This window comes from Streptomyces sp. NPDC050485, from assembly GCF_044458185.1.
Lineage (GTDB): Bacteria > Actinomycetota > Actinomycetes > Streptomycetales > Streptomycetaceae > Streptomyces.
Window position 1 is genome coordinate 1 of the sequence record NZ_JBITHR010000051.1, and the last position, 24,413, is coordinate 24,413.

The window sequence follows — 24,413 nt, forward strand, 5'->3', positions numbered from 1 at the left end:
CATCGAACACACCCCGGAAACGACAAAGATCCCGCCCGATCTTCCGATCGGACAGGATCTCGTCAACCGCTCCCGAGCTAACTCAAGAACAGTCGAATGTCGCAGACGCCGGGGGTTCGCTCGACGAAGTACAGCGGTTGCTCGGCCAGAAGGACCCGCGGTCGCCCCGCCCCTACCTCCGTCCCGATGTCGGGCGGCTTCGGGCCGCGGTCGGCCGAGTGCCCAGCCCGCGCGAGCATGGCCAGGGCGAACGATGAGCCTGGCGGTTGCGCCGATCGGGCGCTCTGATACTCGTTCCTCCCGCGCCGAACTGGTCATGGCGGCGGTCCCCGAAGACTTCCTGGCGAGTATCCGTTGGGATCCTGGGGCCAAGACCATCGTCTTTCCTCAGGAGCATCCGCAGTTGGGTTGGCGGCCCTGCCGCATCCAGGGATGTGGTGAGGCAACCACGGCCAGCACGAGGCTGTGCTCGCCCTGCAGCCTTCGCTGGAAGCGTGACGGACGTGCCCTGGAGGAATACGCGAGCTCTGCCACGAAGGATCCGCGAGCCGACCGGCTCAAGGTTGGCATCACCCTCTGCCGCGTCCCCGGGTGTGAGCGCGTTTGGCGGAGTTCGGTCAAGGAGCTGTGCACCACCCACGAAGGCCAGCAGAAGCGGCTCCAGCTCCCGCTCGACGCGTTTATCCAGCGGCCCGACATCCGACGGCTCCCGGCATATGGGCCGTGCGGGGTGATCGCTTGTGGGCGTCAGCGGCAGGGCGTCAACTCGGTCTACTGCAGCGCACACGCTGCCCGGCTGCATGCACTGCGGAGGAAGGGGCTCATCCTCGACGAGGATCACTGGCAGCGGACGGAACCGCCGGTGTCCTCCAGGGAGACCGTCAGCCTGCGGGGCCTTCCTGACCTCGTCGTTGCAGAGCTTCTGTTCGGGCTGCAGGAACGGACCCGCAGCGGACGCCGGACAGCCTTCTGGGTCTTTCGCCCGGTCTGCACTGCCCTGCTGGCCACGAGCGCGGCCTCGTTGCTCGATCTTGACGCCACACCGCTCGGCCGAGGCAGCCGCGACCTCGTCAATCGCTTCGCCAAGGCGGTGGCGCTCGTCGAGTTGTCGGCGGAAACCGAACGACACAAGGACACCTGGGACTGCCGGGCCTTCGGATGCAGCGGTTTCCTGCGCTTTTCCGGCATCAGCCAGCCCTGGCTGCGGGAGACGATGAAACGCTGGGCCTACGACGACCTTCCACGGCGCCGCGGCGACAACCCCGGTGGCACTGTCCAGGACATCATCAACTCGGTGATCCGCTTCTCCGACAGCCTCCGGTTGCAGCGGCCGGATGCCGGCGACGATCCCACCGCCTTGTCCCGCCTGGACATCACGGCTTTCACCAACCGCCTGGCCTACCTTCAGGAGCAGGAGAAGATCACCGCATACCGGCGTCTGGCGATCAGCCGCCATGTTCGGCGCTGCCTCAACCGGCTGCGGGCCCTGGGCCTGACCCGCCCGGACGAGCCCCTGCACGGCCTGGCGGACGACGTCATCCTGCGCGAGGAAGACATCCCGGACGAACCCGAGGACACCGAAGCTGGACGCGACCTTCCCGACGAGGTGATGCGGGTCGTGGTCGCCGAGCTCCCCAGGCTCGACGACCACTCCAGTCCCGAGATCCGCACCGCCATCGAGATCCTCATCGACACCGGCCGCCGCCCTGGCGAGGTCTGCAAGCTGCCCTGGGACTGTCTCGACCGCGACACCGACGGCCAGCCGGTCCTGATCTACACCGACCACAAAGGCCACCGCCTGGGCCGCCGACTGCCCATCGCCCAGGAAACGGCCGAACTGATCCTCCGGCAGCAGCAACGAGTACGCGAACTGTTCCCGCGCACCCCGCAGAAGGAACTCAAACTGCTGCCCAGCTCGGTCATCAGCCAGGAAGGCCGCAGGCCCATCACCGCCGGTTGGCTCAGCGACCGGCATCGGACCTGGGTGGTCGAGATGCCTCCCATCCTGATCCCGGTGCCTGGGCGAGACGGCCGACCGACGATGGTCCCGTTCGACAAGGAAAAGATCTTCCTCTACGCCTACCGGCACAGCTATGCCCAACGGCATGCCGACGCCGGCGTCCCGGTCGACGTGCTCAAAGAGCTCATGTCTCACCGGCAGTTGACCACCACACAGGGGTACTACCGAGTCAGCGAAGTCCGCCGCCGGGAAGCGGTCGACCGCGTCACCGCCATGCAGTTCGATCGCCACGGCAACCGCATCTGGCGCAAGGCCCAGGCCCTCCTCGACTCCGAGCGGGCCCGCCGGGCCATCGGCGAGGTCGCTGTCCCCTACGGGGTCTGCACCGAACCTTCCAACGTCGCCGCGGGCGGCAAGGACTGTCCGGTCCGCTTCCGCTGCGTCGGCTGCGGACACTTCCGCACCGACATCTCCTACCTCCCCGACCTGGAGGCATACCTCGGCGACCTTCTACGGAATCGCGAGCGCCTCGCGGCGGCCCTCGACGCCGACGATTGGGCCAAGGCCGAAGCGATGCCGTCCGACGAGGAGATCACCCGTGTCCGCCGACTCATCCGCCGGGTCAAGACCGATCTCGACGATCTGCTGCCGGAGGAACGAGCCCAGTTCGAAGATGCCGTCGCGGTCGTCCGTCGCGGTCGGCGCCCGGTCCTCCTCGGCATGCCGCAGATCCGCCAGCCCCGCCCAGACTTCCAACCGGGACACAGTTCATGAACCCCTCTCTGCACGATGGCCGACAGGCCGCCACTTCCCGGCGTCGGGAACGGGCTCGCGCCGCCCTGCGCGAAGCACTCGCCGCTGGCGAGCCAGTCAGCGTCTCCGGAATCGCCCGCCGAGCCGACCTGGACCGCAGTTTCTTCTATCGCCACAACGACCTGCTCCAGGAGATCCAAGCTGCCGAGAACCGGCCCCAGTCCGACGGCGAGCACGGAGTCACTCTGGCCTCTCTACGAGCAGATCTCGCGAACGCTAATGACCGAAACAGCCGCCTCACAGCTCGGATCCGCCAACTGGAAGAAGCTCTGTCTCGGGCCTTGGGCGAGCGAGCCTGGCAAGAGTCGGGCCTTGGCGCCCCGACCGATATCCATGCACTCCAGGAACGGATCAATCAGCTTGAGCAGCACAACGCGGACCTGATCGCAGAACTGTCAGAACGAGAAGAAGACCTCACTGCCGCCCGAGCAGCCAACCGCCAGCTCCTGACGACTCTCAACACTCGCCAGAACCTGAATGAAAACCTCCCACTGGAGTAAGCCAGTCTGCTCGAAGGGTAGCCGTCAAAGCTCAAACGGCTTATGCACAACCGTCGGGGTGGTCGGGACAGCGAACGATCTGGGATCGTGGCTTAAACCAGCCAAGTTGAACCGTTCAACTCAAGGGACCAGGACATTGATCCAGGGACGAGCCGGATTCCCCGATGGCGAACAAGACCCCAGGTCAGTGGCCAGCTATCAAGCAGTGGCACAGCGGAGACTGCAGTACGACATGATGATGTGGCAAGTGCCAGCGCTAGGAATCGCTGCACAGGCATTTCTGCTGACTGTTGCGCTCGGGCACGATTCGAGCCGACTCTCTCGGGTTCTGTCATCGATCGTTGCTGGCATGATTGCACTTCTAACTATGCAACTCATGGCGAAGCATCGATGGCATGAGCGTATCGATAACCAGTGGTTGGAGACATTTGAGAGAAGGAACGGATTGGAGGTTGTTCATCAAAACCGTTCCAGCCTTGCGAAGGAACTCAACTTGGAGGGGCCAGGCATTCTTGCGCGCTGGCGCTCTTATCACGTCTGGCAACTAGCGCTTGCGATCTTCGGTATCGTGAACCTCCTATGCGCCATCATTGCGCTCTTCGCCCCCCAGGCTTTCTCCGACCAGCGCCACTCGCAAGGTGGTCTTCTCCAGCTACTTGGGTAACCGCGCGAGGACCGGCGCAGCTCCTGATGAACCAGGATCATCCGGCATCGCCCGATCCAGGGATTGCACCACACCTGTCGCGTTGTCATCCTTAAACCGTCAGGTCGCCCACCTGCACGAACGCGGGCAACCGAGCGCTTGCGGCACTCAGGCCCCCAGAGAATGGCCGATCATGCGGTTGAAGAGGTTGCGCTGGGCGGCGGCGTGCCAGTCCGCGTGGTTGTCGCGTCTCCGCCGGTAGTGGGCTTTGGCACCCGGCGAGGCGGTGATCGCCGAGAACGCCCAGAGGTATCCGGCATGGTTGAGACGGTCATTCTTCACCCAGCGTCGGGTGACGCTGGACCTCTTGCCAGACGCCCGGGTGATAGGCGAGGCGCCGGCGTATGCCTTCAAACCGCGGGCATCGGCGAACCGCTGTCGGTCGTCCCCGATCTCGGCAAGCACCCGGGCGCCGAGCTGGGTTCCAAGGCCGGGGAAGCTGAGGATGATCTCAGCGTCCGAGTGCTGCGGGAATGCCTCTTCGACCGCCTCAGCGAGGCTGTCGGCTGCGGTGCAGGCGGCCTCCAACTGAATCAGGAGAGCAAGCATCTGCTTACCGAGTGCGTCCTCGACCAACGGCGGCTGGTGGGCCCACTCGGCTCGGAAGACCTCGCGGAACCGCTCGGCGTCGGCGGCGATACCCCGCTGACGACCGGCCCGCTTGAGCGCGGCCTGTAACTGTGTGCGCGTGAGGCGAGCCGCCCTGGTCGGCGTCGGGGCCAGCTTGAGGAGCTGGTGTGCCTCGGGCCGGCAAAGCCCGTTCTTCCAGGATTCGACGGCCGCGAGAGCGGCCGGGTAGTACTCGCGCAGCAGGGAGCGGAGCTGGTTGGCGATCTGCTGCCGGTTCCACGTCGCGTCCTGCTGAGCGCGGGCGAGGACGGCGACGGCGCGGGCCAGATCGCTGTCCTGGGGAAGCGGCCGGTGAGCGTGCATGTCGGTCCGCAGCACGTTGGCCAGGACCAGGGCGTCGCCCGGGTCGGACTTCTTGCGCGAGACGGAGTGCCGGTCTCGGTAGCGGGCCGCGGCCATCGGGTTGATCGCGAACACCTGTCGTTTGCCGGTCCGCAACACCGCGACCAGCAGGCCCCGGGATGTCTCGATCGCGACCGGGATCGGAGCCTCCTCCGTGTCGCCGTACTCAGCGAGCAGGTCCAGCAGGATCTTGTAGCCAGCGGCGTCATCGGCGATATGCCGCTTGGCCACTAACTGGCCGCTGTCGTCGACCAGGGCGACGTCGTGTGTCTTCTCCGCCCAGTCGATGCCGCAGTAGATCAAGATCTTTCCCTCCCCGTGCTCTGGTGTTCGTACTGGTCACGAGCTCATGCGGAACCACGCAGCGACCTAATCCAAGGACTCGATACGAGGCCGGTCCGCCACCTCAGCAGCTGTTCGTGGCACCAGCTCACCGCACGGGCCCCGGTCTGCGTTGGAGCTGAAGCGGCTCGGGCATCACGAGGGGTCACCATGCAGCGGGCTCGCACCACAGACACCAACGAGTGATCAAGCGGGGAGTGTTGACGGTGGTGGCGGTCACGAGAGCGTCGGGGACCACCGCTCTGGATATAGGGATCAAGTCCCCGGACGACTCAAGGCGTCAGCCCGACACTCACGTGACCGCCATCGCGACCAACCTCTGCTGCTCGAAGAGCCCGGGCGTACGTCTCGCAGGGCTGTCGCTACCACCGGATTAGGACGGCTCCGACGCCGTGATCACACCAGCCACACCAAGATCATCTCATCGCCGACCAGGGGTTACGGGACAACCCTTAGACAGCGTATGCGGGTACCAGAGCCCGATCGACTACGAACGAGACCACCAGGCCGACACCACCGTGGAGTTGGCCGCCTGAAAGATCTCCACGACGCGAGGGGATTGACACCCAGGGCCTCCTCCGCACGCATGGCGCCCATCGAACCCGGGCGTGACGCCGTCACTCTGGTGGTCGCGCAGCCCGGGTGACGGCGCCTGACACGGCGCCTTACTGAGCGGTCAGTGGCCAGCCTCAGCGCTGCGGCGGAGCCTCACCCATGGCCATGAAGGTGAAGGAGTAGTCGTGGAATCGCTTGTCGATGGTCGTAAAGATCTTGAACTTGTCAGGGAAGAGCCAATCGGTCGTGGCGCTGAGCCCGGGGCCACTCGCATAAATCGTCGCTGTGACAGCCGGAAGGGTGACGAAGGCGTTGTCGGGAGTTATTTCGTAGGTTCCCGTTGCCTCCTTCCTGACCGTGAATCCCGAGCCGGAGAGGATGCGGCCGTCATGGCCGACCACTCCGTACACCACCTGCTCGACCGGCTTCGGGGCGGTGATGCGGAAGGTCAGCTCGGCCTCGGTGTTGCCGATGAGGATGCCGTCCGGGACGCTTCGCTCGCCTAACGCGGCGTCCGGTGTGGCCTGGACGTTGATGGAGTAGAAGCCCTCCGGCTTGTTCTCGATCGTCTCTGCCTTGAACCGGACGAGTCGGCCGTCCGGTTCCCGGCTCTCGATGGGGAGGGGCCTGTTGATGCCGGCGTCCAGCTTCATGTACCGGATCTCGCCGGTCCGGGGGAAGAACACGCCTTCCGGCAGTTTCACCTGGATGATCTCCCCCGCTTCGACCGGGTTGCCGTCCACGAACACCTCGATCGCGAACGAGCCCGGCATGCCGGGCTCCAGCTCCAGCGGATTCGGGTCTCCCTGATTGATGTGGAAAGCCATGTCTTTTCTCCTTGGTCGGTCGTGATCGTGTGTCATCGGTGTTGGCTTCGGTGGAGTCCGCCGGAGAAAGCGTTAGGTTCGGCGGTCGGCTCCGGGGCGGGGTTCATGGAGTCATCGCAGGGCCTTCCCTTCCGTAGGCGGCCCTGCGTCTGGGCTGGCCGAGCTCTCGTGCGACGCCGGGCCCCGATACGGCCCGGTAGGCCGTCAGTTGGTCCGCGGAGATGCGGTCCCAGTCGAGATGGCGGACGCTCGGGGGCCCGGCGGCGCCGAGAGCGGCGCAGCGGGCCGGGTCGTTGGCGAGGCGGGTGAGGGCCTTTGCGTAGGCGGTGATGTCCCCGGCGGGCACGCGGACGCCGACGTGGTTGGTGACGAGGGTGCGCAGGCAGGGAATGTCGAAGGCGAGGACGGGGGTGCCGGTGGCAAGGGCTTCGGCGGCGACCATGCCGAAGGTTTCGTAGCGGCTGGGCATGCAGACCAGGCGGGCTGTGGCGAGGAGGTCGAAGCGGGCGGTTCCGTCGATCCGGCCGAGCCAGTGGACGCGGTGGGCGATGCCGAGTTGTTCGGCGAGGGCTTGGGCGGTTTCGACGTGGGGGCCGTCGCCGGCGATGAGGAGGTCGGCGGTGGTGTGGGGGGCTGCTTGGGCGTAGGCGCGTAGGAGGAGGTCCAGGCCCTTGGAGGTGGTTTCGAGGCGGCCGAGGTAGAGGAGGTGCTCGCGTGTCGGTGCGGGTTTCGGGGTGAACGCTTGCAGGTCGAGGCCGTTGGGGATGACCGTGACGTGGGCGTAGGGGTTGCGGTCGCGTAGTTCGGTGCCCAGGTCGTCGCTGACGGCGATGAGGGCGGTGTGTGAGCGCAGCCCGCTGCGTTCGACGGCGTGGAAGGGGAGCTTGTACTCGCGGGCCTTGTCGGCGGCGAAGAGCCACTGGACCATGCCGATGACGGGGCGTCGGGTGAGGTAGGGGACGCAGACGGAGGAGAACGGGGCGGCGAAGTCCTCCACGACGATGTCGGGGTCCCAGCGGCGGGTCATCCACCACAGTCCGGTCACGATGGCGGTGAAGTAGGCGAGTTGGGAGGCGAAGCGGCTGCGGGTGAGCGGGCCGAGGCGTGGGGGCAGGGGGACGTAGCGGACACCGTCGCGCACGGTGGGGGTGCAGCCGGGCCAGGGGGCGCAGATGACGGTCACCTCGATGCCGCGGGCGGCCAGGCGACGGTTCACCTCGTGGGTGCGCACCGAACCGCCGCCCGCGCCGGGGCACCGCGGGTCTTCGAAACCCAGGTGCAGGACGCGATAGGGGCCGGGACGCCGGGGGCGGGGGCGGGCCGCCAGGGCCGCCGTCGCGAGAACGAGGGCCGCAGCCAGGATCCACGGCACCGGGTATGGGCGCAGTGCGGCCAGGACGCAGGCGGCGGCCATTCCCGCCGTGAGGGGACCGGCGGCGCCCGCTGCGGGGCTGAGCCTGGTCACGCGGCGCCGGGCCATGGCCACGAGTGCCACGGAGGTCGCGCCGGTGGTGGCGGCGGCGCTCCAGGCAAGGCCGGTGGGGCTACCAGCGGTGCGGGCGAAGGCGATGCCGCCCGCCAGGCAGGCGGCTCCCAGGACCACGACGACGGGCCGGATGGGGCCCCATGCCTGGAAGACGGTGGCGACGAGGGTGATCGTGGCTCCGGCCAGGCCGGCGAGGGACAGCGGTGGCAGCAGGTCCGCCGACGCGGCATAGGGCGCGGGCAAGACAAGGGCGAGGACCGGGCCGGGGCAGGTCGCCAGGACGGCGGTGACGGTGATGTTGAGGGTCCAGTGCAGCCGGAGGATCGTGCGGAACTCGTCGCTGCCCGCGTCCGGCCGACTCGCGGCGAGCCGGGGGAAGACGACGGTGGCCAGGGCGGTGGCGAGGAACAGCGGGATGCGCGCCAGGACCAGCAGGGCCTGGTACGGCGCCAGAGCCGCAGAACCGTCACGCATAGCTGTGGCGACAACAACGTCCAGGGTGAGCAGCGCACAGGCCAGGACCTGGATGCCGCCGATGGCTGTGGCGCGCCGCCACAGGCCGAGGCGGTGCTCGGACGGCTCGACGTCCCTCCCGGACACGCCGTCCGGCCCGGCCGGATCGCCCGGTTTCGCCCGCCGCGTCGTCAGGTCCCTGCGCATGGCGGCAAAGCCCACCCCTGAGGTGGCCGCTGCGCCGATGGCGAAGGCACCCACCGCCCCCGCGCTTCCCCAGCCGGCCAGGACCGCGGCCACGGCAGCCCCGATGCGCACGGCGGCCTCGGCCACCCGCAGCACGCCCAGGCGGCCGAACGCCCGGCGGCCCTGCAGGTACCCGGCACCAGCGGAGTTGGCCCAGATCGCCACGCAGGCGGCGGCGAGCCCGGCCAGCAGGCCCAGACCGGCGTACGAGGCGACAGCACCGCAGGCGGCAGCGGCAGACAGAAGGGAAAGCGCGCAGGCCAGGTGCAGGCAGCCCCGGACCGACCGGCGTCGCCGGGCACTGCCGGGGGTGGTGACCGCGACCTCGCGGGCCAGCACCCAGGGCACCGTGGCACCGGCCAGGGTGCCAACCGTCAGCAGGACCGAGGAGGCCGCAGCGTAGACGGCGTAGTCGGCGGACGGCAGCAGATGGACCAGGAGCAGCGAGAGCCCGTAGTTGCCGGCGCCGACCAGCAGCGCGGAGACCGTCAGCCACATGACCGGGCGGTCCATGGACCGGTCCGGCTCCGCGGGAGCGGTCTGGATCGGTGGGGCCGGACGGGACAAGGACGTGGTCATCGCGCCCTCCCGCTCTGCCCTGCGACGAGCCCACGGACGTCGTAGATGCGCAGTTCACCGTTGGTTGGCCCGGGCTCGCTGTGCACGAGCGGAGCCTGCCGCTCCAACGTGGCCATCAGGTCCGGTGCGATCCGCGCGTACCCCTGCGCGAAGAGCTCGGTGGAAACCACGAGGTAGTCGACGTGACCGTCGCCGAGGTCTCGCACTGCCTTCCACGTGCCGGCTCGGGCACCGGGGATGAGGAAGGGGGGCGTTTCCTCCGTAGCGGCCACGGTGCTGCCCTTGGACAGGTGCGTACGAGTCCATGCGAGGGTGCGCCGGTAGGCGTCATCGTGGCGGGTGTGGACCCGCTGCCAGACCACGGCGTCCACGACGAGGGCGGCCACGGCTGCGAGGAGCACGGCCACCGAGGCAGCGTGGCGAAGCCGCTGTCTGCCGTTCCGCCGGACACGGGAACGGGACGTGTGCTGCTGGGCCGGGAGCGCCAGATCGGCGGCGAGCGCGAGGGCGGCCGTGCTGCTGACCACGAGCGGGTAGAACATCTGCTCTTCGAGCGTGCCCACTGCGACCGCGTACACCAGGTACGCGAGGGTGCAGCCTGCCCAGACGCTGATCACCGAGCGGCCCGGCGCCCCGGCGAAGTTCCATGGCCGACGGGCGCGGCACCACAGCAGCCACGCCACGGCGAGGGCGCCGAGCGCGATCAGAAGGTAGGGGACGGCGAAGTAACCGAGGTTGGTCACCAGTCTGTCTGTGAAACTCACTTGGCCGTCATGGCTGTTGAAGCCGCTGATCTGCTTGGCTCCGAGAGCCCGGGCGATGCCGTCGGTCTTCTGTGCCCACCACGCCCCCCAGTTGCCGGTGGCGGCGGTGACTGCCAGGTAGACGGCGTACCCGGCCAGCGTGACCGCCGCGGCGGTCAGCCGCGTACGGCGGACCGGTCCGGTGGAGGAAAGCGCGAGGAGCAACAAGGGCACAACCGTGAACAGGGCGTAAGGCTCTTTGGTGGTGATCGTCAGCGCGAACAGCAGCCCCGAGCCGAGCGCGGTGGCGGCCCGGCCCCGCGAGGTGGCGGGCGTACGGGCGAGGACGAGCATGCCCAGGACGGCGGCCATCGTGGCCTCGGCTTCCAGCATGACGCGGCTGTCGAAGCGGTTCAGGAACGGGTCCGCCGCCAGGAGCAGACCGGACGCGAGGGCGATCGGCGTACGGGCGGCGCGGCGCAGCAGCGCGGTCACGGCGATCACGGTCACCGAGCCGGTGACAGCGATGACCGGCCGCAGGAAGAACACGGTCCGCAGCAGATCGGCCCGTTCATCGGTCACCCGCAGCACACCGGCCAGGGCAGCGAACAGCGCCGGCGGGTGCAGCGCGAAGAACTGGCCGTGGAAGGTGAGACCTTGGTCGTCAGCGAGGTTCCTGCTGATCGTGACATAGTACAGCTCGTCGACGAACACGTCATAGGAGCGGTCGATGAAGGCCAGCCTCAGTACGAGGGCCAGGGCGAACAGGGCACCGAGCGCGACCATCCAGTGCGTACGCCGTGGTGACGGCCGTCGGCCTGGGGACGGCGCACGTCCTGGCGGGTGCTGCTGCCAGCCGATGAGGTCGGTGTGGCGGGCGAGGCGCACCATGACGCCTTCGCCGTGGGGGTCGATGCCCATACGGGTCAGGACGACCTCGGCGTCTTGCTCGTCGGCACCCACCAGCAGCAGGCCCGCCTGCGGACCGGTGGTGTCCACCAGGTCCGTGGCGCGCAGCAGCCCCAGGTCGACACCTTCGAGCACCTTGGCGGGGAACCGGACGACAGTGCAGGCGTCGGTGACGGCACGCCGCTCCTCGCGCAGGGTACGTGCCAGGCGCGTCTCCTCGCCGGTGAGCACGGCAAGGAGGTGGGCGGCCGTCGCCGTCCAACTGAACCGGCCTGCCCAGGCACGGCACTCCTGATCCCAGGAGGCCGCCTGCTCAGGGGCCTCTACGGTGCGCAGCGCCTTCACGAGGGCTGCAGCCAGGTCCTCTCCGTCTTCCGCCAGCCACCCGGTGACGCCGTCGCGGATGGTGTCGCGCAGGCCGGGCACGTCGTACGCGAGGGCGGGCACCCCCGATGCCGCGGCCTCCATCACTGACAGCCCCCAGCCCTCGTTGACCGAGGCGGTGGCGGTGATCCAGGCCGAATCGACCAGAGCGTCCCGCTCCACTTCCGGCACCCTGCCGTGAAAGACGACGGCGTCGCCCAGGCCGAGCTCGGCCGCCAGCCGCTGCAGGTCCTGCCGCACGTCGCCGTCGCCGACGATGTCCAGCCGTACATCCGGCAGGTCGCGCCGGACCGCGGTGAGAGCGCGCACCAGCTGGTCGACACGTTTCTGCGTCACGAGTCTGCCGACGCAGACGATGCGCGGCTCCCCGGCCCTGGCGCGTGGCCGGGCGGCCGGGAGGTCCAGGCCGGCCGGGGCCAGATACACCGGCCCGCGCAGCGACAGCTGCCGGCGGATCTCCGCACGGGAGGACGGCGAGACCGCGCACACAGCGCGCCTGCGGTACACCAGGCTGCTGCCCCGATCCTCCAGCCAGCGCCCCAAGGCGGCGACCGGGCCGGGGAACCACAGGGCGAACTGGGCCTGGTGGACGTGGTGGATGAGCTGCACCACGGGAGTGCGGCGGCGCAGCACGAGCGGGCTGAAGAACGGGATGCCGTTCTGGGAGTCGATCACGCCGTCGATGCGACGACGGTGCGCCAACAGCCAGAGCAGGACGAAGACATAGACGCTCAGCCGCCCGCCCCCGCGGACCACCGTGCCGTAGGCGGTCTCCTCGCGGCGAGCCGTCCCCCGGGGCCGGGCCGTGAGATAGGTGACGCGGATACCCGCCTCGTGCAGCTGCCGGGCGGTCTCCTCGCAGTACAGCTCGGCTCCACCCGCTTGCGGATGGCGGCCGTCCCGCCAGTTGCAAAGGACGATGTGACGGCCACGCCACTGCGCCACGGCGGCTTGCAGACCCGCCTCCGGGATCACTTCTGCGGTCACCCGGCTTCCCCAGTTGCACTCGGCGCCAGGCGGGACGCAGTGCGGTGCAGCTGCCACAGCTCACCGGCCACCCGGCAGCCATCGCTGAACGGCCGGAAGCTGGAGCCCTGTTGGTCTCTCCAGATCACCGGGAATTCCGTAAGGCGCAGCCCCAGCGCCCGGGCGCGGGCTATCGCCTCAAGGTCGAAGGCGAAACCAGTGGTGGCGATGTCGGCGAAGACGAGCCGCCCGGCCTCGGCGTCGAAGAACTTGAACCCGCACTGAGTGTCCGCGATCGGGCCGGAAAGACGGCGTGTGAGCATCCGGAAGCCCGCCCCGCCGACGCGCCGCAGGAGAGGCTGACGCACCGGAATCCGCGCACCGGCACAGCGTCGTGAGCCGATGACCACCTGCCAGCCGTCCCGCAGGAGAGCGAGCGCATCGTCGATGGCCGCGGCGGGTGTCGCGAGATCGGCGTCACAGAAGCCGAGCCAACGGGCCTGCGTGGTCACCATCCCCCGGGCCACCGCCGCCCCCTTCCCCCGCCGGGAGCAGCCGATCACGCTGACAGGTATGCCGGACGCGGCCAATCGGTCCACGCATTCGGCGGTGCGGTCGCTGCTGCCGTTGTCGACGACGCGTAACGCGGTGGTCAGCGGTAAGCGACGTAAATGCGAAGCGAGGGCTTGGACGGTGCCCGCCAGGCGGAGTTCTTCGTTGTAGGCGGGGATGACGAGTTCGAGATCGACAGTGGCGGTGGCGATGCTTACGCAGGATGCGGCTGCCGACAGCCGTTCCGAGCCGGACCACTCCCCCATGCGCATTGCTTCCAATGCGAGTTTTCCCTTTCCGAGCTGATGGCGAAGCCGGCAGTCCAATCAGGCGGAACCGCCGGCTTGCTCGCCCCCGCCTCTCCCGTTCAGAGGGTCACAGGTTGTACCGCTCAATTTTCAGTACCCAGTTCTGCAGTCCACATTTGGAGCCGTCGATACCTCCATGGCTCACATGCACCTTTGCGGTGACGTCCTGCAGATTGGACTGCGGGAGGAACTTGATGACGCGCTGCACGGTATGAGATGACCATTCCCGGTCCTTGGCAGCCGACGTGAAACGCTGGTTGCCGCCGACAGGCTGGGGCGCCAGCCCGCCGAACAGAACATCCAGCCACATGACGGAGTTGTTGTCCGGGGCCGTCGACAGTGCCTCTGCACTGAACGTGGCAGCGAAAATCGCACCGTTGGCGGACGCGCCCCCAATGGTGAGAGGAATGACCGCGCCGGGCAAGGACCATGCCCCAGCGCCCGCCGCCTCCCAACGAGCGGCACCCCAAGCCCAATATGTGCGGTCGGCTGGGCGCCGGACCACTGCCGAATTCGGACCCTGGTTCGGATCGACGATATCGATGGACAGGGCCGCCTTCACACCGCCGATCTCCATCGCATCATTCTCGCGATGGATACCCGGTTCAGCATCCACCAGAGCCTGGATATTGATCGAATAGAAGCCATTCTGCCGCGGCGAGCCGTCATTGAGATGCAGCGTGCTCCGGAACCGGAGTAGCCGGTTGACCGGGTCCCACCGGGACGAAAGAGCCTCATTGATCGTTTCATTGTTCGCTATATAGCGAACCTCCCCATCGGGATCCGGAAACGTCGTACCCTCCGGGAACCTCACCGCGATCCACTCCTGCTGACCGCTGATCGGAACGTCCGAGTCGACGTCGATCGTGAATGACGCCGTGCCCCCGGGCACCACATCACGCGGAAAAGGATGTCCCTGCCTGATAGTGAACGCCATTCTTCTTCCTCTCGAAGCCGAAACATACCGCCAACGACTGCGGCCGGTTGACATTAGCTCGTCAACCAGGGCCCCGGTGAAATGAGAGAGGAGGGGGTGACCGAAAAGGGATAGCGACTTCGAGCCGCATCACTTCTGGTTAGGTATTCACCTAACCGCGGGTAGCCTTCGCCATTACATACGCTCTCGGTTTCGCGTCAAGTAGGCCCCCACCAGCGTTTTCGATCCGCCGCCGGCCAAGCCCCTTGCGGCCTGTCTCGCGCCCACGCCCCGCCGATGGCAGGTTCTCCGCCTCCAGCCGCCGCGCCCCCGTCGCAACCTTGTCCGGAACATGGCTGCTGCCGGAGACCGCCGTCAGACGCACGGTTCACGCCGGCAGTTGCTGGGGGTCCCCCGGTAGAGGGATGCAACAGCTGAAACGGCATCTACAGGCGGCAACACGCTCATGATCGCTTCATGACGTCCTCTCTCAGCCGCCGTCGTCTGCTCAGCAACGCCATGGCGGCCGCAGGCTTCGGGGCACTCGCCGGGAGTGCGGCCACTCCCGCCGCGGCTCTGCCCCAGTCACCCGCCCGTCGTGCAGCACCACTCCCGCCTGTCGGACAGACCATCAACCTCACCGCCAACGGTTTCGGGGCCACACTGGATGTGAACCAGCCGCCGCCGCAGCCGACGCTGAACTTCATCGGCTCACGTGCCGTCAGAGGGCGCGATCAAGTTGTCTGCGGGCCCGTGGGATGATCTTGGTGCTGGTCGTCGTGGGAGGGGTTCATGGCGGATGCTGGGACGGCGTCGTCGTACAAGGGGTACAGGTTTCCGCCTGAGGTGATCGGTCACGCTGTGTGGCTGTATCACCGTTTCCCGCTCTCGTACCGCGAGGTCGAGGAACTCCTCTTCGAGCGCGGCATCACCGTCTCCTACGAAACGATCCGGGCCTGGTGCACGACCTTCGGACCCGCCTACGCCGCCGGGCTGCGCCGCCGGCAGCCCCGGCCGGGCGACAAGTGGCACCTGGACGAGGTGTTCATCAAGGTCAACGGGCGGCATGCGGTACCTGTGGCGCGCGGTGGACCAGGACGGCAACGTGCGCGACATCCTCGTGACGAACACGCGTGACGCGGCCGCGGCGAAGCGGTTCTTCCGCAAGCTTCTCAAGGACCTCAAGTGCGTGCCCCGCGTCGTGGTGACCGACAAGCTGCGCTCCTACGGGGCCGCGCACCGCGAGGTCATGCCATCCGTCGAGCACCGCTCCTCGAAGTCCCTCAACAACCGGTGCGAGAACAGCCATCAGCCCACAAGGCAGCGGGAACGCGCCATGAAGGGCTTCCGCTCCAGCGGCACCGCGCAGAGATTCCTCGCCGCATTCTCAAGGATCTCCGCTCTCTTCCGCCCCCACCGCCACCTGCTCACAGCCAGTGACTACCGCACCGAAATGGCCTAACGGTTCCGTATCTGGAAGAGCGTCACCGGCATGGCCACGACCGCCTGACGAGATGACCCCGCCGGCACGACCACACCCCCAGCACACCCCAACTCACCGACCACACCAACAACTTGACAACGCCGTGGCTGATCCACTCTTCGTGATGGCAGAGGGGGCCTTTGCTCAAGGCCGGGTGGCAGATCGCCGCGGAGTCAGTCACCTTGCTGACCTGGGCTCATCCTTTCTTTTCGTGCCAGGCCCCTCGGGTACCCGGGGTCGGCGCCGCGGCGACATCGGGGGTGCTTACGGCCGCTGTGGGCGGAATGGAATCTTCGTCGCCCATCGCCAGGTCCTGGGGTGGGGGACGCGGGGGATGGTGGGCTGGTCGGGGATGTCGTCCTCGCGTTGGGCGGCGTACCAGCCAAGGGCGCGCAGCAGTGCCTTGGGCATGGTGGGGGGCAGTGCGGTGTCCAGGGCGGTCCAGGATTCGTCGAGGAGTGTTGTGGCGTGTGCGCGGCAGGCGTCGACGGCGCCGCACTCGATCAGGGTGCGGGCGACGGCCAGGGCCGTGACGGGGGTGGCTTTGCCGCCGCGGACGGTGTTCCATACGGCGCGGCGGTGTTTCGCCGGAAGGAGCGGTACGGCGAGGGCCAGGGGCATGGTGACTTTGCCGTTCTGGAGGTCTTCGGCCACGCGCTTGGCGGCTCGCCGGTGCCCGTGACGCTCCATGGTGCCGATGCCGTGGAGGTCCGCGACGTCGTCGCTGATCTGGTAGGCCACTCCCAGGGCCTCGGCGTAGTGGCCGATGGCTGTGATCTGGGGCTCGTCGGCGCCTGCCAGCAGGGCGCTGATCTCGGTGATGGCGCGTACCGGGTAGGCGGTCTTGAGCCGGTGGTTGGAGTGCAGGCGCTGGAGCAGCTCCGTGGCATCGCCGGTGGCGACGGCGGCGTCCATGACCTCGTCGTGGCCGGCGATGTCGAGGGCCTGCCCGGCGTGCGCCGCGCGCAGGCCGCGCAGATACGTCTGGTAGACGCGTAGGCGGAGTGCGGGGTCGTCGGGCAGGATGTCGTCCGCCACGCGGTCGAGGATGAAGTAGGCGTTGGTGCCGGCGTTGATGGCGGTGGGTACGCCGAAGACCTGGTGGGCGGCGGGGCCGCCACGGCGCAGGGGGGAGTTGTCCTCGACGTCGTCGACGATCAGCGCCCCGGTGTGGAGCAGTTCGGTGACCGCCATCAGGGAGCGGTAGCGCTCTGCTTCTTGGCCGAAGAGGGCCATGACGCACATGGCCGCGAGGGAGCGCCATGTCTTTCCGCCCAGGTCGATCACGTGCCGTACGGGCGTCACGAGGGATGCGTGCACTTGGGCGGCCGCTGAGTCGTCGAGCGGTTGGTGGCCGTCCAGTCCGGCGATGCTGTGCACCACGGCGGGGTCGGGGGCATCGGGGTAGAGCAGGCGTACTTCCGCGTGGGTGATCTGGCGGACCCGGCGCATCTGGTCTTCGAGGTCGCTGATGGTGTTGGGAGGGACGATCTCCACGAAGGCGTGACCGCTCACGGGGCGGCCGTCCATGGTGCCCTCGATGCGGGACTGGCCCTGCCAGAAGGCCAGTCCTGTGACCAGCGGCCGGGACTCCTGCTCGCGGACGGGCGGGGTCAGGCGCACGTCCAGTGCCAGGTCCGGGATCCGCAGCCGCATGCCGAGCGGGTAGGAATTCATCGTGAGGGGGGAGACCCAGTATTGAGAGACCGTCAGGTCGCCGGTGACCGGGCGGTGCACCCCGTCGGGGGAGACGGTGGTGCAGATCGTGCGCTGGGAAAGCTCGGCCCAGGCACCGATGTGGTCGTTCTGTTGAGCCGTTGCCGCAGGCGTGGCCCAGCGCCCGCCCGGTTCGGCGCTGCCCGCGCTGGTGGCCTTGATGTCGACCAGGCTCGTCCGCAGGGCCGCCACGTCCCAGCCGTTGTCCAGTTGCAACTCCACCTGCACGGCGGCTGCGTCGAGGCCCTTGTCCAAGCGCGGGTCGCGCCGTCCCCCTCCGCCGAAAGAGTGCTCCAGCCACGCCTCCCCCACGACACGGGCAGGTGCACGGCCGGGCAGGGCCAGACTGCCCCGGGCACCGAGCCGGGGCACGCAGTAGGTGTACACGCTGTCGATGCTGTCCTTGTGCGCCTTGTCAGGCCACCAGAGAGGCATCGCTCCGTCGTCGCCCAGCGGTACCGGCTTCTTGCCTGGCTGGAGGACCAGGTCGAAGCTCTCCTCCTGGCCCGTCACCGTCAGGTGGTACGAGCCGTCCGGGTGCCGTCGCAAAGTGGCCACACCGCCGAAGTCCAGGCCCAGTGGGCGGGTGGAGAGCCGCACGGGCGCCTCGAGCAGCCGGTCCGGCAGCAGGGGGCGGCCCCCGTCCAGTGCTTCCTCGACGGCTCGGCGTACTCGGGGGTCCCAGCGCGTGTCGTCCCGGACGGCCGAGCGCGTGGCGGCGAAAGCCGCGCCGTCCATCCAGGACTCATAGCTGTACGTGCTTGTGGCCGCATGGGTGTGAGACCAGATCAACGCATGGGCGGGGTCGTGCGGGGAGGGTTCGTCGGGAGTCGCCCGATAGCACAGGAACAGTACGGACAGCCCGTGTTCGTCGCCTTCGGACGTCCGTACCCGGGCGTTGACGGACCACCTCTCCACGGCGCAGTCCGGATGGGGCAGGTCATCACGCGTCGGGTCGAGCGTGCCACCCTGAGGCGGCCAGTCATGCCGCCACCGGGGCGGGCGCGAAGCCCGGCGGTCGGCTTCGGTCTCGGCGGATGCCGCTGGCACACTCCGTGAGGTGCGCTTGTTCATGGGGTCTCCAAAAGGGTGTCCAGGGCCAAAAGGGCGTCCAAAGGGGGAATTCCTGCGGCACGCAGAACATGCAGAAGGCTTCACCGCATGCGCAGGCCGGACGGTCGGACAGCGGGATGGGATCGCGGTCACGCATCCGGGGCTGCGGGCGCCGCGTTGCCCGCGGTCGACACGACTCCGTCAACTTGTCCGGAACTCGCTTGTAGATCCACCAGGTCGGCGCGTACGTCACTGAGCGTCAGGCTCGGCAGGAACACTGGCGTCAGGAGCCGTTCAGGTGTGACCTTGAACGGGAGAACCCCGACAAGGCGACCGGAGATGGCCGTCGCCGTGAAGCTGCCCGTTCCGGTGAGCCGACCGCGAGCGGCGGACAGCGAGGGCCCGGAGCGACCGGACCCGGTCAGGCGCACTCCCTGGGCCGTGGTGTCAGTGAGCGTGCAGTGCAGGACCGGCAACGGACGCCCATCCGGCCGGCGGACGCTGGTGCGGCGGCAGAAGGCGGCCCGTACGGTGAGTCTTCGGACGGTCAGCGCTCTCCCGGTCCCGGCTCCGGGAGGAAGAGTCCCCTCGTGCCGTGGGGACGCGCAAGCGGCGGCAGCCGCTTCGTACGCCTGCGGCCCGTCGCACCGGGCGGCCGTCTCCAAGGGCGCCGGCCTGGGGGACGAGAGAGGCGAATGCAGCAAGACCAGGGGCAGCAAGGCGATCGCGGGCAGCCTGCGCATCCGGTCACGGCCCGAAGCTGTTCGCGCGGCGGACGGCGGGTCGGCCGGTGGCCGGGGTTCTCTCCAGGCGAAGGCCAGCGCACCACCGACCACACCCAGGGCGCTGCCCATGAGAAACCCGCCGAGGTTGCAGGCGACCAGCGCCGCCAGCGCCAGCCCGACGGCCGCCAGCCCGGCGGGCGCATGCAACTGCGGCTGGGCGTAGAGCACCCAGCCGGTCAGCAGCAGCGGCAGACTGATGCCGAGCCCCGCGTTCGTCGCGACCCCCGGCACGGTGATCGCCACCGGAAAAGCGGCGAACGGAAGGGCGATCATCTCGACGGCGGCGGCCGTGACCAGGCACGCGGCGGCGAAGGGCCGGGCACGGCACCGACCGCGCCCGTCATACGTCCGGTCTCGCCGCGGGATCAGAAACACTCGTGCCGCCCGAACTCGACCGAGACCTTCATGCCCGGCATGCGGAAGGTCCCCGCGCTGCTGGTCCACGCGGTCATGCGAAACCGTTCCATCTCCAACCGCTGCACGGCCTGCCGCATAGCTTCGCCACCAGAGGTGTCGCCGACCTTCAGCCCCGTGAACTCCGCGTCGGCGCTGAGCTGTTGGGCATCGATCACCATGGACGTGGCCGTGACGGGGCGGTGCTGCCCGGCAGTCACCCGCATCGTCACGTCACCGAGAGGGGTGGGCACCAGCAGCGACTGACACATACGGGTCATCGACACGTGCTCCGCGGTCGCGATGATCGCTTCATGCCGGTCGGACTGATCGCTCAGCCCGGGATACTGGCTGACGTCACGCTGCTTCACCTGCTCCGCCGACACCTTGAACAACGACCCTGAAACAGCGATCGACGCGGGCAGGGCACCTGCGGCTGTGGCCGACAGCAATCCGAAGGCCATCACGGATGCCGCCACCAACACCGCACCGAACCTGGCCCAGTTCGTGGGCCCCACCGATACTCGTAGCCCTGTGAGCAGCCCGGTGAAGATCCGCCCGGGCCCTTTCCAGCCGTTGCCCATGCCGCCGTAACCGGTACAGCACCCCCAGGGTCACAGATAATCACTCAAACAAGTGAGATGATCCTGAAAAGTGACGCAACGGCTGACGGCGGCCGTGACAAGCGGCTGAGGATGATCCTTTGGAGTGGACACCCCGAGAATGGATCTTGATGGTCCAGGGAGGGATGCCCAGGTGGGACGCAAGTCTCCGTACCCGGAGGAGTTCCGGAGGGATGCGTCCGGGCTCGGCGGGCCACGCACGAACGGTCCCGGGGCCTGAGGAGACAGCCCCGGGACCCGTGCGCGTCCGGGCACCGGCCGGACGGAATGCGCTGTGCCGCCCGGCCGGCATACCGGGCAGCACAGCGCGGTGGACGCCCGCGGCTCTTCCTGTCAGGGGGCTACGGGCGCACCGCCTGCCTACCACGCCACCGGCCCCCGCCACGCCCCTGACCTGGTTGCACAGGGCCATACGGGACCCCCGAACCTGTCGGGATGAACAGGGATGTAAGCCGTTAGAGTGACCGTGTCCGGGGCGGGTGGCTGACCAGCATGGTCAGTGACGGCGCCCGCCCCGGACCCGTCGGCAACCAGCCGGTTGTCTCTACGCAGGTTCGTTGGTACGGCGGTACCGACAAACCTGCGTACAGACAGGCCGGTCACCGGTCCGGTCGTTTCACGGCCGGCTTCCTTTCCCCGCACTCCCTCGACATTTCGTGCAGCGCGGTCTGCTCAAGGAGATCCACCAAGTCGGCGTGCGGCCGGGCCGCTTTCTGGCGCAGGGCCTGGCACCCGGGACAGTTCTTCTTCATACAGTCCATCTTCGGCCAGCCACAGCCCCGCGCCGGGCCGCTACGAACATCCGGGCCAGGCCGCAGTTCCACCATGCGGGTAGGACAGGCAGCCGGGCCGTGTCCCCGTGTCCGACCAGCGGGTTGAGCCGGACGACGCAGGCAGGATCTGCCCACCCCCAGACCCTGCCCCGCCACCGGGGACCCTGACCACCCGGCCAGGGTCCCCACCGCACAGCCGCTGCAGTCGCTCCCCGACCACCTCGCCCCCACACGCCCGCAGCGGTCGCGGACCGAACCCCGCTCACGGTGGCCGTACCCGCCGGGCACATGCACACGCCGGCCTTTCGGGAGCGCCGGAAGTCCGGCAGTCCCGGAATCTGTAAGTACCGGAGTCTGGGAGGCGCACGGTACTGCCGGGGACCTCGGCCGGGCGTGGGCCGCCATCCATGACAACACCCGGATCCCCGCCGGCTTCCGGCTGTACCTGACAGCTACGCCGAGGATCCTCGCCTCCCCGCGGCCGCAGCGTGGCAAGGACGGGCGCGAGCTGGAGATCGCCTCCATGGCCGACGACCCGGGCGGGACGTACGGCGAGTGGATCTACGAGCTCGGACTTTCAGAAGCGATCACGCGGGAGATCCTCGCCGCCTTCGAGATCGACGTGCTCGAAATCCGCGACCCCGAGCCTATCCTCGGGCTGTCCGAGGAGGCGCTGCGGGGTCGGCGCCTGGCGCTTCTGCAGACCGCGCTCCTGGAACACGCGGCAGCCCACAACCTGCGCACCGTCATGACCTTCCACCAACGGGTCGAGGAAGCCGAAGCGTTCGCCGCGAAACTGCCCAAGACCGCCGCCGCTCTCTACGCCACCGAAGCCCCAAGCCAGGTTCTGGCCGCCGCGGAGCGGCTGCCGCGGTCATCGATCGACGCCCGCCTCTACGAGCTTGAGGCCGGCCGCCACGTGCCCCCGGACCGGGTGTGGTCCGCATGGCTGTGCGGCGACCACCTCGTGGCCGAACGCCGCGAAGTACTGCACCAGTTCGCCAACGGCATCGACGCCACCGGGCACCGCGTCCACCGCGCCTTCCTCGCGAGCGTGCGTGTGCTCGGCGAGGGCGTCGACATCGTCGGCGAACGGGGCGTCGAGGCCGTGTGCTTCGCCGACACCCGCGGCTCCCAGGTCGAAATCGTCCAGAACATCGGCCGCGCACTGCGGCCCAACTCCGACAGGACGACGAAGGTCGCCCGGATCATCGTGCCGGTCTTCCTCGAACCCGGCGAAGACCCCCACGACATGATCGCCTCCGCCTCGTACGCGCCGCTCGTCGCCATCCTCCAAGGCCTCCGCTCCCACGACGAACACCTCGTCGAGCAGCTCGCCTCCCACGCCCTGACCCGCAGTGCGCAGCAACGACGGGTGCACGTGAGGCGCGACGCGGACGGCCGCATCATCGGCGCCGACGGCAGCGACGGGACCGACGGCAGTGGCGGTGGCGGCAGTGGCGGTGGCGGGGAGGACCAGGAGGATGGCACGCAGGCGGCCGTCGAGTCCGCGCTGCTCCGCTTCTCCCATCCCCGCGACCCCGCCCCATCGCCGCCTTCCTACGCACCCGCGTCTACCGGCCGGAATCACTCGTGTGGTTGGAGGGCTACCAGGCGCTACGGCGATGGCGTACGGAGAACAACATCACCGGCCTGTGCGCCGTCCCGTACACCGCCGAGACCCGTCTCGGCGCCACCAGCACGTATCCGGTCGGCCGGTGGATCCACCAGCAGCGCCGCGCCCACCGGGCCGGTGAGCTCGACCCCAGCCGCAAGAAGCAGCTCGACGGCGAGGGCATGGTGTGGGAACCGGGCGAGGAAGCCTGGGAGACCAAGCTCCGGGCCCTGGCCACCTACCGGCACGCCCACGGACATCTCGCACCCCGCCAGGACGCCACCTGGCCCGCCGACGGTGAAAACGGCGAGCCCGTGCCTATCGGCCAGCTCATCACCAACCTCCGCCGCCCCCACGGTCTCGGCAAGGACGAGAAACGGGCGGATCAGCGGGCGAAGCAACTCATCGACATCGACCCGGACTGGGACTGCCCCTGGCCGTTGGACTGGCAACGCCACCACCGCATCCTCGCCCAGCTCGCCACCGACGAGGCCGACGGCCTGCTCCCCGCGATCGAACCCGGCGTGCTCTTCGAAGGCGACGACCTCGGGAAATGGCTGAAGCGCCAGCAACAGGCGAACGTCTGGGCGCAGCTGAGCGGCGAGCAGCAGACGCGGCTCACCAAGCTCGGCGTGACACCCGCCGAGCACCCCACCCCGGCCCCGGTACCGGCAGCCAAGGGCAGGAGGACGGCAACGGGCACGGCATCAGCCGCGTTCCAGCGGGGCGTAGCAGCCCTCGCCCAGTACATCGCCCGCGAAGGCCACCACCGCGTCCCCCGCGGCCACGCAGAACAGATCGCCGTGGAAGGACAGACAGCGCCGGTGGTGGTGAAGCTGGGCGTGTGGATCTCCAACACCAAATCCAGGCGAGACCGGCTCACCCCGGGACAGCACGCCGCACTCGCCGAACTGGGAGTTGAGTGGGCATGAACGCAGTCACCGGGACCGCGCCGATGCCGGAGCGGCTCCGGCTCAGGGTCCGTCCGGGCGGTCACGAGCGGTCAGGTCGCAGGGGCATCTTCTCGGCGTTCCACGATCACGAGTGTGCCCCGGCTTCCGGAGCGAACCGCGTGGTTTGTCCCTGCCGGAATCATGTACAACTCGCCTGTACTGACCGAGACATGTCGGCCGCTGACTTCGAGTTGGAGCTGCCCGTCGAGGACGAGCAGGGCCTCGTCGGCTTGATGGCTCTCTGCCTCGAGCCTCAGAAGCTACGTGACCTGCGCTGATGACTGGTCGACCGATGGGCAAAGGATAACGACGCAGGGCTGTTGGCACCGGCACCGCCATCGTGTCCCGCACAGCGAGGCGGCGTCGAAGCGGTGAGGGCCGCGCTGGAGGATTTCGCGGGCCGGGCGGGCGGGCACAAGCTGCATGCGGCCGGGATCTGGCGTGCACACGAGCAGCAGAAGCGAACTCGCCGAGCTCGGCGTCAAACCCGCCGTACAGGGGCGGGGCGCGGTGCGCAGGCGTTCACGCGGGGCCTGGCGGCGCTTGCGCAGTACGTCGAGCGGGAGCAGCGGGGTGTGGTGCCCCGGCAGCACACCGAACAGGTCACCGTGGACGGCCAGGAGCACGAGGTGCGGCTGGGGGTGTGGGTCTCCAACCAGAACAGCCGCCGGGACAAGCTGAGCGCCGAGCAGCTTGGGCAGCTCGCCGAACTCGGCATGGACCGGGTGTAGGGGGCGGTGACCCGGGCTGCGGGCGGTCGTTGAACCGGCGGTCAGGTGAAGTGCACAAGGGTCCCGGGGCCCGG

13 protein-coding genes and 3 pseudogenes are annotated in these 24,413 nt (G+C 68.6%); 6 read left to right on the plus strand and 10 right to left on the minus strand.

Annotated features, from left to right (window positions below):
• Window positions 1-316: 316 nt before the first annotated feature.
• The 3 genes from ACIBK6_RS40945 to ACIBK6_RS40955 all read left to right on the plus strand — a co-directional run bounded on the left by ACIBK6_RS40945 (window position 317) and on the right by ACIBK6_RS40955 (window position 3,937).
• Window positions 317-2,734 (plus strand): tyrosine-type recombinase/integrase, encoded by a 2,418-nt coding sequence (locus tag ACIBK6_RS40945; protein WP_399058344.1) that lies wholly within the window; start codon window positions 317-319, stop codon window positions 2,732-2,734.
• A complete protein-coding gene (locus tag ACIBK6_RS40950) occupies window positions 2,731-3,273 on the plus strand; it encodes a DUF6262 family protein (protein ID WP_399058346.1) in 543 nt (180 codons plus the stop codon). Before ACIBK6_RS40945 ends, ACIBK6_RS40950 begins: the two co-directional genes overlap by 4 nt.
• Before the next feature lie 187 nt (window positions 3,274-3,460).
• Complete coding sequence (locus ACIBK6_RS40955; RefSeq protein WP_399058348.1) at window positions 3,461-3,937, plus strand: hypothetical protein; 477 nt, start codon at window positions 3,461-3,463, stop codon at window positions 3,935-3,937.
• A gap of 165 nt (window positions 3,938-4,102) precedes the next feature.
• On the opposite strand, the pseudogene ACIBK6_RS40960 reads toward ACIBK6_RS40955, so the two are convergent.
• The 6 genes and pseudogenes from ACIBK6_RS40960 to ACIBK6_RS40985 form a co-directional block, all read right to left on the minus strand.
• Window positions 4,103-5,251: pseudogene (locus ACIBK6_RS40960) on the minus strand (IS110 family transposase); the annotation flags it as partial.
• Between the two features lie 728 nt (window positions 5,252-5,979).
• Window positions 5,980-6,672 carry a hypothetical protein gene (locus ACIBK6_RS40965; protein ID WP_399058350.1) on the minus strand — a complete coding sequence of 231 codons (693 nt, stop codon included), beginning with the start codon at window positions 6,670-6,672 and terminating at the stop codon, window positions 5,980-5,982.
• Window positions 6,673-6,775: 103 nt separating this feature from the next.
• Window positions 6,776-9,436, minus strand: coding sequence for a glycosyltransferase (locus ACIBK6_RS40970; protein ID WP_399058352.1), 2,661 nt, complete (start codon window positions 9,434-9,436; stop codon window positions 6,776-6,778).
• Window positions 9,433-12,459 carry a glycosyltransferase gene (locus ACIBK6_RS40975; RefSeq protein WP_399058354.1) on the minus strand — a complete coding sequence of 1,009 codons (3,027 nt, stop codon included), beginning with the start codon at window positions 12,457-12,459 and terminating at the stop codon, window positions 9,433-9,435. The genes ACIBK6_RS40970 and ACIBK6_RS40975 overlap by 4 nt, the downstream gene beginning before the upstream one ends.
• Window positions 12,456-13,316: a glycosyltransferase gene (locus ACIBK6_RS40980; protein ID WP_399058356.1), complete on the minus strand. Its 861-nt coding sequence runs from the start codon at window positions 13,314-13,316 to the stop codon at window positions 12,456-12,458. The genes ACIBK6_RS40975 and ACIBK6_RS40980 overlap by 4 nt, the downstream gene beginning before the upstream one ends.
• Window positions 13,317-13,365: 49 nt before the next feature.
• Window positions 13,366-14,235: a hypothetical protein gene (locus ACIBK6_RS40985; protein ID WP_399058358.1), complete on the minus strand. Its 870-nt coding sequence runs from the start codon at window positions 14,233-14,235 to the stop codon at window positions 13,366-13,368.
• A 771-nt stretch (window positions 14,236-15,006) separates the two neighbouring features.
• On the opposite strand from ACIBK6_RS40985, the pseudogene ACIBK6_RS40990 reads away from it, so the two are divergent.
• A pseudogene (locus ACIBK6_RS40990) lies at window positions 15,007-15,676 on the plus strand (IS6 family transposase).
• A gap of 285 nt (window positions 15,677-15,961) precedes the next feature.
• Here ACIBK6_RS40990 and ACIBK6_RS40995 read toward each other — a convergent pair.
• The 3 genes from ACIBK6_RS40995 to ACIBK6_RS41005 all read right to left on the minus strand — a co-directional run bounded on the left by ACIBK6_RS40995 (window position 15,962) and on the right by ACIBK6_RS41005 (window position 20,228).
• Window positions 15,962-18,331 (minus strand): polyprenyl synthetase family protein, encoded by a 2,370-nt coding sequence (locus ACIBK6_RS40995; RefSeq protein ID WP_399058359.1) that lies wholly within the window; start codon window positions 18,329-18,331, stop codon window positions 15,962-15,964.
• Window positions 18,332-18,615: 284 nt separating this feature from the next.
• Window positions 18,616-19,695 (minus strand): DUF6114 domain-containing protein, encoded by a 1,080-nt coding sequence (locus ACIBK6_RS41000; protein WP_399058361.1) that lies wholly within the window; start codon window positions 19,693-19,695, stop codon window positions 18,616-18,618.
• Entirely contained in the window at window positions 19,617-20,228 is a 612-nt protein-coding gene (locus ACIBK6_RS41005; RefSeq protein WP_399058363.1) for a DUF6230 family protein, read from the minus strand. Before ACIBK6_RS41005 ends, ACIBK6_RS41000 begins: the two co-directional genes overlap by 79 nt.
• A gap of 1,170 nt (window positions 20,229-21,398) precedes the next feature.
• Here ACIBK6_RS41005 and ACIBK6_RS41010 point away from each other — a divergent pair.
• Window positions 21,399-23,587 (plus strand): annotated as a pseudogene (locus ACIBK6_RS41010) (Helicase associated domain protein); the annotation flags it as partial.
• Between the two features lie 71 nt (window positions 23,588-23,658).
• On the opposite strand, the gene ACIBK6_RS41015 reads toward ACIBK6_RS41010, so the two are convergent.
• On the minus strand, window positions 23,659-23,865 hold the full coding sequence (locus ACIBK6_RS41015; protein ID WP_399058367.1) for a cupin domain-containing protein: 207 nt from the start codon (window positions 23,863-23,865) through the stop codon (window positions 23,659-23,661).
• A 114-nt stretch (window positions 23,866-23,979) separates the two neighbouring features.
• On the opposite strand from ACIBK6_RS41015, the gene ACIBK6_RS41020 reads away from it, so the two are divergent.
• Window positions 23,980-24,339, plus strand: coding sequence for a helicase associated domain-containing protein (locus tag ACIBK6_RS41020; RefSeq protein ID WP_399058365.1), 360 nt, complete (start codon window positions 23,980-23,982; stop codon window positions 24,337-24,339).
• Window positions 24,340-24,413 lie beyond the last annotated feature (74 nt).